Raw genomic sequence first — 12,335 nt, 5'->3', positions numbered from 1 at the left:
AACGATTTACCACTATGATGAGCGTCTTGCGCCGTCATTACGACTATATTATTGTGGATACGCCGCCTATTGGTATGGTGGTAGACGCAACCTTGATTGCCAAAGTTTGCGATGCTAGCCTTTTAGTCGTATCGACAAATGAAGTCAAACGGAAAATGGTTCAGAAATCTAAAATGCAGTTGGAACAATCATCTACACCATTCCTTGGCGTGGTCTTAAATAAATACAATGTCCAAGCAGACAAATATGGTTTCTATGGTTCCTATGGACACTATGGGGATAATTTGAGTAAAGAATAGAAAAAAATAAAGGGATATTATGGAATTAACACGATCACAAAAAAGAATTATTCTGATGATAGCAGATGCTGTTTTAATATATTTTAGTGGTTTTGTGGCATACTTCTTTTTATCTGAATATGTTTTGCTGTCAGATTTGAGTTTTGTACAAACCTTAACAATGACAGTAGTGCTCTATTTTTTAATTGGAATCAAAACGAAACTTTTTTCGATTATCAATCGTTACACGGACTATAAAACTCTCAGCACGATCAGTCTAACCTTGGTAGGTGCTTACTTTATTGTTTTCTTAGTAGAACTTGCGCTATCCTTGCATACAAGCTATCGTTTTTTATTGCTTAGTTGCATGTTCTCTGTTTTATTTACTATGTCCATGCGTCTTGGCTGGAGAATGTGGTTTAGTTTTAAAAACGGAACAACCTATACAGAGGTTGAAGAAAGCAAAGTAAGTAGAACGCTGGTTGTCGGAGCAGGGGATGGTGGAAGCCTATTTATTAAAACGGCTTTAAAAGAGTCACCTGAGTTAAAGATTGTTGCTGTTGTAGATAGTGATACCAGTAAGCAAGGCTCGTTTTTGCACGGTGTCAAAGTTGTTGGTACGGATAAGCAAATCCCTGAAATTGTAGCAAATTATGAGATAAGTCAAATTGTCCTAGCAATTCCTTCTCTAAAACCAGATGAGTATGAACGACTTTTTTCTCTTTGTAAAAAGACAGGTGCTAAAGTTAGTGCCATGCCAAAATATGAAGAAGTGGTTACAGGAAAGCTAAAAGTACATAAATTACGGGAAATTGATATTGCTGATTTATTGGGAAGAAAAGAAGTTAGACTTGATCAAACGAGTTTGCAATCCAATATTGATGGTAAGACAATTTTGGTAACAGGAGCAGGAGGCTCAATTGGTTCAGAGCTTTGTCGTCAGATTGCTCGTTTTTCTCCTGCAAGGTTGCTACTTTTAGGTCATGGAGAAAATTCTATCTATTTAATTCATAAAGAATTACTTGCTCAATATGGAGATAAAGTCGAAATTGTGCCTCTTATCGCGGATATACAAGATCGAGAACGGATATTCCATATTATGCATGAGTATCAACCTGATCGTGTTTACCATGCGGCAGCTCATAAGCATGTCCCACTGATGGAATACAACCCAACTGAAGCAGTAAAAAACAATATTTATGGAACCAAAAATGTGGCTGAAGCTGCGAAAGCAGCTGGAGTTGCAAAATTTGTAATGGTTTCTACAGATAAGGCTGTGAATCCTCCAAACGTCATGGGAGCTACAAAACGTGTGGCAGAAATGATCGTTACGAGTTTGAATGAGGAAGGGAAGACCTTGTTTGCAGCGGTTCGCTTTGGGAATGTTTTAGGCAGTCGAGGTAGTGTAGTGCCTTTGTTCAAGGAGCAAATTGCGAACGGTGGTCCAATTACCGTCACAGATTTCCGAATGACACGGTATTTCATGACTATTCCTGAAGCAAGTCGTCTTGTTATTCAAGCGGGTGCGCTAATGCATGGAGGAGAAATTTTCGTGTTAGATATGGGTGAGCCAGTTAAAATTTTAGATTTAGCTAAAAAAATGATTACCTTGAGCGGTCATACGGAAGAGGAAATCCAAATTGTAGAAGCTGGAATTCGCCCAGGAGAGAAATTATATGAGGAATTGCTCTCTACCGAAGAGCGAGTTGACGAACAAATCTATGAAAAAATATTTGTAGGAAATGTTCAAGCTTTACCTAATTCAGAAGTAACAGCTTTTATTGCTTCTATTTCCAAATTAGATGGAGCAGAATTGAAAGCTAAATTAATAAAATTTGCGCAACAGTAGGAGTATAAATGATAAAGTTCGAAGATTTGCCAGTTCAGCTTAGAAATGAAGATGTAGAACGTTATTATAAATTGTTGAATAATAAACGAACATCATTGTTTTGTAAATTATTAATGGACCGTTTACTAGCTTTGGTACTTCTCATCCTATTTTCTCCTGTTATCTTGATAATTGGGATTTGGATAAAAATAGATAGTTCAGGCCCAGCTATTTATAAACAAGTCCGAATTACACAATATGGCAGAGAATTTAAAATTTGGAAGTTTCGAACTATGGTAGTGGGAGCGGATAAAAAAGGTTCTCTTGTAACTTCTCACAATGATAATCGCATTACTAAAATTGGAAAATTTATTCGGAAATATCGGATAGATGAACTGCCACAATTGGTTAATGTATTATTAGGAGATATGAGTTTTGTTGGTACCAGACCGGAAGTTCCTAAATATACCGATCAGTATACAGATGAAATGAAAGCAACTTTATTATTGCCAGCTGGGATAACCTCTCCAGCAAGCATTTCGTTCAAAGATGAAGATATTATAATCAATAGATGTGTCGAACGTGGTTTAACGGTTGATGACGCATATGTGAACGAAGTTTTACCCGCAAAAATGCACTATAATTTAGAGTATTTGAGACAGTTTAGTTTTATTAATGATCTAAAAATCATGATTCAGACAGTAGTGGAAGTAGTTAAATAGGAGAGTAATCCATTATGACAAAATATAATATCCCTTTTTCACCCCCAGATATTACAGAAGAAGAAATTGCTGAAGTTGCAGATACCTTACGTTCAGGTTGGATTACAACCGGACCTAAAACAAAAGAATTAGAAAGACGCTTATCAGAGTATACCCATACTAATCGTACGGTATGTTTAAACTCTGCTACAGCAGCTTTGGAGCTTATTCTGCGAGTTTTAGAAATTGGTGAAGGAGATGAAGTCATTGTTCCGGCGATGACTTATACAGCTTCCTGCAGTGTTATCACTCATGTAGGTGCGACTCCTGTTATGGTTGATATTCAAGAAAATTCTTTTGAAATGAATTATGACTTGCTTGAAGAAGCCATTACATCCAATACGAAAGCGATTATTCCTGTAGAGCTAGCAGGAATTATATGTGATTATGATAGAATTTTCGACATTGTTTTTGCAAAACAGCATCTATTTAAAGCGACTGGTAAGTTGCAAGATGTCTTTAATCGGATTGTAGTTATTTCTGACAGCGCTCATGCCTTAGGCGCAACGTACAAAAATGTTCCTGCTGGTAATATTGCTGATTTTTCATCATTTTCTTTTCATGCTGTAAAAAACTTTACAACAGCAGAAGGAGGCAGTGTCACATGGAAAGCACATCCTGGTATTGATGATGATGAATTGTATAAAGAATTTCAGATTTTATCACTTCATGGTCAGACCAAAGACGCATTAGCGAAAACTCAATTAGGAGCCTGGGAATATGACATTGTAAAACCGGCCTATAAGTGTAATATGACAGATATCATGGCTTCAATTGGGTTAGTACAATTAAAAAGATATCCTCAATTACTGGAACGAAGAAAAGCGATTGTTGCTCAATATGATAAGGCATTTGAAGGTACGCCTATTTCACCCCTGAAACATGAGGAGGCGTACTATCAGTCATCTAGACACTTGTATGTTACACATGTTGAAGGAATCAGTTTAGAAGAACGTAACTTGATTATTCAGAAGATGGCAGAAAAGGGTATTGCCTGTAATGTACACTATAAGCCACTTCCAATGTTAACAGCCTATACGGATTTAGGCTTTGATATCAAAGATTATCCAAATGCATATCGCTATTTTGAAAATGAAATTACATTACCTCTACACACTAAGCTCAGCGATGAGGAAGTTGAGTATATTATTAATGCATATAAAAATATAATATTTGAAATTTTAAGATAAGGAGGACATAGATGATAGATGGTTTAGTATCAATTATTACTCCTACATTTAACTCTGCTAATTTTATAGAAGAAACTATAGAATCGGTTTTGTCACAGACATATCACAATTGGGAAATGATAATTGTTGATGACTGTTCCAGTGATAATACAGAAGAAGTGGTAAATCAATATGTTATAAAAGACAACCGGATTAAGTATATAAAGTTGGATAAAAATTCTGGTGCAGCTGTTGCTAGGAACAAAGCAATGGCAGAAGCCAAAGGGGAGTATATGGCTTTTTTAGATTCAGATGATGTGTGGACTGCTGAAAAATTAAGTGAACAACTGTCCTTTATGCATGAGAATAGTATCTCTTTCTCTTGCACTGATTATGAACAGATTAGTGAATCAGGGGAAAAAACAGATAGAATTATTAAAACGCTTCCCAAAGCAAACTATAATAGAATTTTACTGGATTGTCCTGTTGGTAATTCTACAGTTATGTATAGTGTAAGGGAACTAGGAAAGTTTGAAGTACCCGATATAAGAAAAAGGAACGATGATGCACTTTGGCTTCAAATTCTGAAAAAAACAGAGTATATTTATGGTTTGAATCAAGTACTTATGCAGTATAGAATTCGAAACAATTCGATATCAAGCAACAAAATATCACTGATAAAGTATCATTGGGAATTATATAGAGAAATAGAGAGTTTAAGTAGAATAAGGAGTGCTTTTCATATTTTCTTATGGGGAGTAATCAAAATATTAAAAATAAAATGAGGAAATGTTGAGTGAAAATTCTCCAAATATATGATCATGCTGGTATTAGTTCAGGTATTGTATCAGTACTAGTGGCATGGCATAAATACAATATTCATAAGAATGTAGAATTTGATTTTTTGTTTACTAAAAAAATTTCACCTTCATATGAAAGTGAAATATTAAAATATGGAGGTAAAATCTTTTATATTAATGAAGGAGAAAAGAAACTATCTCCATTAAATTTTATATACAAAGTGAGAGGTTTTTTTAAAAAGTATAGTAATAGATATGATGGTGTTCATTTACACTCAGCGAATTTTGCTTTTCCATTTTTATATTATGCAAAAAAATATAAAGTTCCTTTACGAATTTTACATGTACATAGTGCAGTGTTAGGTAATAAAAAAATTAGCAGTATTCGCAATATACCATTAGTTTATTTAAATAAATTTTGGGCAAATAAATTTATTGCTTGCTCAACAAATGCAGCTAAAGTTTGGTTTGATTTGTTGAGAGTTCATGATTTCGATATATTACCTAATCCATTAGAAGTCGAAAAATATAGTGAAAATATAGAACTGAGAGAGAAGGTTCGTCATCAGTTAGGTATTGAAGATAGTACAATATTACTGGGTCATATTAGCAATATGACTCCTTTAAAGGAAGTTCCATTTGTTATTGATATATTACATGAGATGGTGAAAAATAATCATAACTATAAACTTGTTTTAATTGGTAAAGATTCTTTACCATCCGCGGTAAAAGAAAAAATAACTAAAAATAGTTTGGATGAACGGGTAATTAATTTAGGCGTAAGAAATGATTTAGATGTATTGATACATGCGATTGATGTATGTGTGATGCCGTCTAAATCAGAAGGATTTGGGATGGTTCCTTTAGAATGTCAAGCAGCAAATGTACCTGTAATTATATCTGATAATTTTCCTAAAGAAATAAATGTAACAAATAAAGTAAGTGTATTAGAGAATAACCTAGAAGTTTGGTGTACAGCTGTAAGTAAATTTGCATCTGAACGTTTTGTGCCAAATGATTTAAATGAATTAAAAATAAATTTTTCATTACAGACAATTGTTCCTCAATTGTATAGAATTTATGGCAATAAAATTAATGAGTAGAAAGAAATTAAGTTGAAACATAGATTTAAAATTGATATTACTTTTTGTCTTTTACAAATTTTAGTAATGCTACAGTACATTAATATAATATCTGATTTGCTTCCTCAATTTGTACAAGTAATTATTTTTATTTGTTGGTACGTTTCGGCAATTAGAATTAAAGGTTTTTTTCATAAAACTTTTAACTTAAGTATTTTGAGTTTAGGTATATTTTTATTAACGTTATTGAGAACGATTATTGCAGATCAAGTTAATTTGAATTACTATAGTCCTATGCAAGCAGTAATACAGAGATATCAGTTCCTTATCTTTCCTATTATATATATATATATAAAGGGGTTGCCTGCATACAAACAAAAAAGGTTAGTCCATTTGGCCTTACTGTCTATTTTAATAACGATTGGTGTATCTTTTTACTATATATTTAAAGTTGATCCTCAAGCTATTAGAAATACGCAACGAAGTATAAAATTAATAGGTGTAGGAGATTTTCAGCTTATGTATGCTTTGTCTTTTATGACTGGACCGTTATTAATGTTGATATTTAATAGATTTAAAAAAACTGATTTTAAAAGTGTTTTTGGTTTGTTTTTTATATTCAGTTCAGTAATGTTATGCTTGATTCTATGTAATTTAGTTACATCGGTTGTTGTGGCAATATTATCTATAGGAATTTCTGTTTTTATAAATAAAAGAGGGGCAATATTTCGTCTAGCTTTTCTTTCGATAAGTGGATTGTTATATGTATTGAGAGGTATTATATCAGATGAATTGTATGCACTGGCTAATAGAAATATATTTTATTGGAGTACTAATAACAAAATAGTAGCGATAGCTAATGTGTTAATTGGAAATTATGAGCATACTGATACACTATCCAGAAGAGAGATGTTAGCATCACAATCTATGGCGTCATTTTATAGTAGTCCGATTTTAGGGATTAATTTTAAAGATCATGTTTCAGGGCGTATAGGTGGTCATATGCAGTGGGCAGATGATTTAGCTAGATTTGGTATTTTAGGAAATTTAATAATAATTTTGAACTATGCGATTATTGCTATATATACAATAAATACTAGTAAAAATATGTTAGAGAAAAATTCAATGATAGCTACATGGATAATATTTACTATTTTAGGTTTTTTAAATCCATTATTGTCTGGTCCTATTCTGATGATGATTTTTGTTGTCATACCAATATTAAATGAGTATTGATAAAAAATTAGTAAGAGTGTATCCGTTTGAAAGGTAAAGTTATGAAAAAAGTTCTATTAATAAATCAGTTTAATAGTGATAATTTGGGTGATAATCTTCTAAGTAATATGCTTAGCAGATATCTTGAGAAGAAAAATATAGAAGTCAATAATATTGGTTATGCGTTAGATAAAGAGCAGAGAGTGAATTATAATGTTACTACCGTCACTAGTTATCAAAAATTCAAACGAAAAGCACCTAATTTTTTGAAATATCATTTTCTCTTTAAACGAAATCTTAAGAGGACACTTTCTCGCATTAATTTGGCTGACTATTCAGGAATTATCATAGGTGGAGGGCAGCTAATAAAACATAAAACAGTTTTTTCATATTGTTTTAATTTTTGGTCTAGTATAGCTCGAAAAAATAATATTCCATTATTTATTTATGGAGTAGGAGTGGATTCCAATTTGTCTCAGAGTGAAATCAATAGATATTCTAAAGGAATAAAATATGCGAGGTTTATTAATTGTCGTGATTTAGAAAGTCAACAAGCTTTTGAGGAGCTGTTTAACGTTAAAGCAGTAGTATCTCCTGATGTTGCATTTAGTCTTATCGTTCCAAATAAAAGAAAAGAGAATATAATGGTAGTTATGCCATATAATTACGAAGTTGCGAGACATTCTTTTGGTTATGAGATAACTGAAGATAATTACTATACTGACTTGTATGATAAAGTAAGGCAATTCTATAATAACGATTATAAAATAGTGCTGTCAGCAACTACAACGTCGGATGCTAGAGAATGTTTGAATTTTAAAAAATATTTAGAGACAAAAGAAATTTCGGTTGAACTATGCGAGGCACAAAAAATAGATGATTTAATTAATTTATTCAGTCGCTCAAAAGTAATACTAACGGGACGTATGCATGCAATGATTATGGGACTATGTAGTGACAATAAAATAATACCAATTGTAATTTCTCATAAAATTAGAACATTTGAAAAAGAATACTTAAATGATAATTATAATTATGAGCAAATTAAAGAGTATAGTGATTTAGGGATAGAGCAATTAATAAGTAAGTTGTAGGATAAAATATGAGTGATATAGATATTTCTATTGTTATTCCAACGTATAATAGAGAGAAATTTTTACAAGAAGCTATTGAGAGTATTATTCCACAGAGAAAAGTTAGTTTAGAATTAATTGTCATTGATGATGCTTCTACTGATGGGACGGAACGAGTCATAAAAGAAATGTCTCAGCGGCTTCCCTCTAATATTTGTATAGTTTATAAAAAAAATCATGCAAAACAATTTGCCCATATTTCTCGTTTTAAAGGATTATATATTGCTCGAGGAAGTGTAGTTGCTTTTATGGATGATGATGATTTTTATATTAATTCTAGTATTTTTGAATTAGTCAAAGAAGTATTTGAAACTAATAAGGATATAGGAGCGTTTATAGCTTCAACAATCCCATATTCTAATGGATGTTTTTTAAATAAAGTAGATTTAAATATAGAAGGACTAGTAAAGAAAGAGAAATATTTACAATATTTTGATTATAACTATCCGAAGCCTCAGTCAACCCTAAGTAGTTTTTTTAATACCGACTTATTAAAAAAATCGGGAATAGATAAATTCAAAATGGTTAATGATACCTGTATATATTTGAACGGCATTCTATCTGGCGATGTATATATATTTAATGAAGCGGTGGCTGCTTATCGTATTCACGATTCTAATATATCTAAAAAAGCGTTTCCAATAAGTTTCATTATTCAAACCTTGGAAGAAAAAAGGCGTATATATAAAAAAGTTGAAGCGGAACACTTGTTGATTGATTCAGCTGAATGGTATTTTAGAAATTTAAAAAAATCAGTTTATTATTTTATATACAGTTCGAATTATAATTTAAAGATAATGTTTTATCAATTTATGTGGCTGATTTTTAGAGGGAGAGGCGCTAGATTATTATTTTTAAAAGATTTTTTTAAAAGAGTTGTCTGATAAGAAAGTGAGAATGTTATTACTTTGAGAAGAAATTTTATATATAGTTCTCTCTATCAAGTGCTACTATTAATAATTCCTTTGTTAACTACACCTTATCTTTCAAGGGTGTTGGGGCCTCAAGCGCTTGGAGAATTTTCTTACCATAATTCAATAGCATATTATTATGTGATATTTATTATGCTTGGTCTTAATAATTATGGTAGTCGGGAAATTGCTAAGAATAGAGATGATATTACAAGGTGTAGTCGGGTTTTTTGGAATATATATAGCTTACAATTGATATTAGGGGTATTTATAAACTGTATTTACTTATTTTATATATTTTTTATATCTAATAATATTTTATTGAGTTCTCTCTTTTTTATGTATACATTGTCAGCATCTGTTGACATAAATTGGTTTTTTTGGGGAATTGAAGAATTTAAAAAAACAACTATAAGAAATATGCTTTCTAAGTTAATAGTTACAGCATCTATATTTATATTTGTTAAAAAATCATCTGATTTACCAATGTATACATTTTTACTTTGTAGTAATCTCCTACTTACCCAGATTATTTTATGGCCGGATGCGATACGCAAACTTTCATTCTATAAACCTAACTTGAAGGAAGTATTGAGTCATTTAAAACCAAATCTATTTCTTTTTGTAACAGTGCTAGCTGTGAGTATTTATAAAATAATGGCTAAAATTATGTTAGGGGCTATGAATTCTAATGAACAGTTGGGATTTTATGAATCGGCTGAAAGAATTATTCAAGTTCCGATGGCTTTTATTACTGCCTTGGGAAATGTTATGTTGCCCAAGGTTAGTAATCTTGTAAAAAAAGATGAGAAGCAAAGTAAAATCTTAATAGGAAAAAGTATCAGATTTGTAATGTTTCTTTCTTCTTCAATGAGTTTTGGAATTATGGGAGTATCAAAAGAGTTTGTTCCTATATTCTATGGAAAGGGATTTGAAATCTGTGTTATATTATTTTTGATTTTATTACCTAGTTGCTTATTTTTAGCTTTTTCAAATGTTTTTAGAACTCAGTATCTTTTGCCGCTTCAAAAGGATTCTATTTTAATTCAATCTGTAATGGTTGGAGCGTTAGTAAATGTTATAATTAATTATTTTTTGATTCCTTCTATAGGTGCAGTTGGTGCAGCGTTTGCTACTTTGGGAGCAGAAATTGCAGTAACAGTATTTCAGACTATTAGAGTGAATAAAGAATTTAAAATTCATAAATATATTTTAGAAGCTGTTTTAATTTCTATCACGGGACTACCGCTCTTCATGTTTTTATATAATATAGAGTGGCAAGGTATTTCTTTATTTTATAGTCTATGTGTAAAAATAGCTATAGGAATCTTTTATTATTCTTGTATTTTTTCGATGCTTTATAGAAGAAAATTTAAGAGAAAATAATATTGTATTGGTTTTATAGAAAAATAGAAAAAAGAAAATTATGAGAAAACAAATAGCAGTAGCAGGAACAGGTTATGTCGGTCTTTCAATAGCTGTATTATTGGCACAGCACCATCAGGTAACAGCTGTTGATATTATTCAAGAGAAGGTTGATTTGATTAATGCCAAGAAATCGCCCATACAAGATGATTATATTGAGCAGTATTTAGCCGAGAAAGAGTTGGGATTGGTAGCAACCGTAGATGCAGAGACTGCTTATAGAGACGCAGACTTTGTCGTCATTGCAGCTCCGACGAATTATGATCCGAAAAAGAATTTCTTTGATACATCTGCCGTAGAGTCAGTTATTGAAACAGTGCTGAAATATAATCCTGAGGCAATCATGGTGATTAAAAGTACGGTTCCTGTGGGCTATACAGAGTCAGTACGAAAGAAATTTCAGACTGAAAATATCTTGTTTAGCCCTGAGTTTTTGCGGGAGTCAAAAGCGCTTTATGATAATCTGTATCCGAGTCGAATTATTTTAGGAACAGATAAAAATAATGAGCGCTTGGTAAGTGCTGCCGAAACTTTCGCTGGACTGCTTCAAGAAGGGGCTTTAAAAGAAGATATTGATACATTGTATATGGGTTTTACAGAAGCTGAAGCAGTAAAGCTTTTTGCGAATACTTATCTTGCTTTGCGTGTTTCTTATTTTAATGAGCTGGATACTTATTCTGAGATGAAGGGGCTGGACACTCAAGCTATTATTGATGGAGTTTGTTTGGATCCACGGATTGGTTCTCACTATAACAATCCTTCCTTCGGTTATGGTGGCTATTGTCTTCCTAAAGATACCAAGCAACTTCTTGCAAATTACTCTGATGTTCCTCAGGATATGATGACAGCGATTGTACAAAGTAATCGTACAAGAAAAGATTATATTGCTGATCGAATTTTAGATCTTGCTGGTGCTTATGTTGGCAATGAGTCTTATGAACCAGCTAAGGAGCGAGATATTACTGTAGGTGTCTATCGTTTGACAATGAAAAGTGATTCAGATAATTTCAGGCAATCTTCTATTCAAGGTGTTATGAAACGTCTGAAAGCCAAGGGTGTCACCATTATTATTTATGAGCCAACGCTTGAGGATAGCGTTACTTTCTTTGGTAGTAAGGTAGTTAATGACTTCAAAAAATTTAAAGAACTTAGTCAAGTAATTATTGCTAATCGTTTTGATGAAAGCTTAGAAGATGTAAAAGAAAAAGTCTACACTAGGGATATTTTTAAGCGAGATTAAGATTATTCACATTGCTTGAAAAAAATCCCAACCCCCAAATGTCAAAAATATTCCCTGAAATGTCATTTTCTAGTGACTAACCCTACCTTTCAGCTCTAAAATGAGACAGGATAAGATTCTTGCCCCAAAACCTCTCCTTTTTGCGATAAACTAGTGTTAAAGCAAAAAGATTGGAGTTATAATGGAAATTCAAGAAATTTATAATCAGTTCAGAGATTACTATGGGGAGCTTGAGGATGAGTATGCTCATTGTCAAAAGGCTAGTATGGAGTGGGAAAGTCTGCATCTGCGTTATCTGATTTACTATTTGATGCGCTATGGTATTGGGGAGATGAAGTTTTTTAATGCCTATCACTATCGGGTGGCTTATCGCTGGTATTTGCAGTCCTTGATGCCGAGCTCGGCCTGATATTTAGAGAGTGGGACAGAAATCGGTAATTGGTTAGAATTCGATTTCGTCGTCCCACCTCCGCACAGTTGAGTAGGGCTGTAA

Annotated in this window: 12 protein-coding genes; all 12 read left to right on the top strand. The window is 32.4% G+C overall.

Annotated features, from left to right (window positions below):
* On the top strand, nucleotides 1-299 hold a 299-nt coding region (locus RWS39_RS02665; RefSeq protein WP_314480157.1), incomplete at its 5' end, for a polysaccharide biosynthesis tyrosine autokinase.
* A gap of 19 nt (nucleotides 300-318) precedes the next feature.
* On the top strand, nucleotides 319-2,127 hold the full coding sequence (locus tag RWS39_RS02660; protein ID WP_048791597.1) for a polysaccharide biosynthesis protein: 1,809 nt from the start codon (nucleotides 319-321) through the stop codon (nucleotides 2,125-2,127).
* Nucleotides 2,128-2,135: 8 nt separating this feature from the next.
* Entirely contained in the window at nucleotides 2,136-2,828 is a 693-nt protein-coding gene (locus RWS39_RS02655; protein WP_048791598.1) for a sugar transferase, read from the top strand.
* 14 nt (nucleotides 2,829-2,842) lie between these two features.
* Nucleotides 2,843-4,057, top strand: coding sequence for a DegT/DnrJ/EryC1/StrS family aminotransferase (locus RWS39_RS02650; RefSeq protein ID WP_048791599.1), 1,215 nt, complete (start codon nucleotides 2,843-2,845; stop codon nucleotides 4,055-4,057).
* Nucleotides 4,058-4,068: 11 nt separating this feature from the next.
* On the top strand, nucleotides 4,069-4,821 hold the full coding sequence (locus tag RWS39_RS02645) for a glycosyltransferase family 2 protein (RefSeq protein ID WP_048791600.1): 753 nt from the start codon (nucleotides 4,069-4,071) through the stop codon (nucleotides 4,819-4,821).
* Nucleotides 4,822-4,832: 11 nt separating this feature from the next.
* Nucleotides 4,833-5,939, top strand: a complete 1,107-nt coding sequence (locus tag RWS39_RS02640; RefSeq protein ID WP_048791601.1) for a glycosyltransferase — start codon at nucleotides 4,833-4,835, stop codon at nucleotides 5,937-5,939.
* 12 nt (nucleotides 5,940-5,951) lie between these two features.
* Complete coding sequence (locus RWS39_RS02635; RefSeq protein WP_048791602.1) at nucleotides 5,952-7,154, top strand: hypothetical protein; 1,203 nt, start codon at nucleotides 5,952-5,954, stop codon at nucleotides 7,152-7,154.
* A gap of 41 nt (nucleotides 7,155-7,195) precedes the next feature.
* Nucleotides 7,196-8,227: a polysaccharide pyruvyl transferase family protein gene (locus tag RWS39_RS02630; RefSeq protein ID WP_048791603.1), complete on the top strand. Its 1,032-nt coding sequence runs from the start codon at nucleotides 7,196-7,198 to the stop codon at nucleotides 8,225-8,227.
* Between the two features lie 8 nt (nucleotides 8,228-8,235).
* The gene (locus tag RWS39_RS02625) at nucleotides 8,236-9,150 is read left to right on the top strand and encodes a glycosyltransferase family 2 protein (protein WP_048791604.1); all 915 of its coding nucleotides are present in this window, start codon (nucleotides 8,236-8,238) and stop codon (nucleotides 9,148-9,150) included.
* 24 nt (nucleotides 9,151-9,174) lie between these two features.
* The gene (locus RWS39_RS02620; RefSeq protein WP_161800487.1) at nucleotides 9,175-10,563 is read left to right on the top strand and encodes a flippase; all 1,389 of its coding nucleotides are present in this window, start codon (nucleotides 9,175-9,177) and stop codon (nucleotides 10,561-10,563) included.
* 40 nt (nucleotides 10,564-10,603) lie between these two features.
* Nucleotides 10,604-11,842 (top strand): nucleotide sugar dehydrogenase, encoded by a 1,239-nt coding sequence (locus tag RWS39_RS02615; RefSeq protein ID WP_314480147.1) that lies wholly within the window; start codon nucleotides 10,604-10,606, stop codon nucleotides 11,840-11,842.
* A gap of 181 nt (nucleotides 11,843-12,023) precedes the next feature.
* Nucleotides 12,024-12,251: a sigma(X)-activator ComW gene (comW, locus tag RWS39_RS02610; RefSeq protein WP_314480145.1), complete on the top strand. Its 228-nt coding sequence runs from the start codon at nucleotides 12,024-12,026 to the stop codon at nucleotides 12,249-12,251.
* The last annotated feature ends 84 nt before the right edge of the window (nucleotides 12,252-12,335 follow it).

It is taken from the genome of Streptococcus cristatus, assembly GCF_963529205.1.
GTDB lineage: Bacteria > Bacillota > Bacilli > Lactobacillales > Streptococcaceae > Streptococcus > Streptococcus cristatus_O.
Note: the sequence above shows the minus strand (reverse complement) of the source record. Positions and strands in the feature narration are given on the sequence as shown.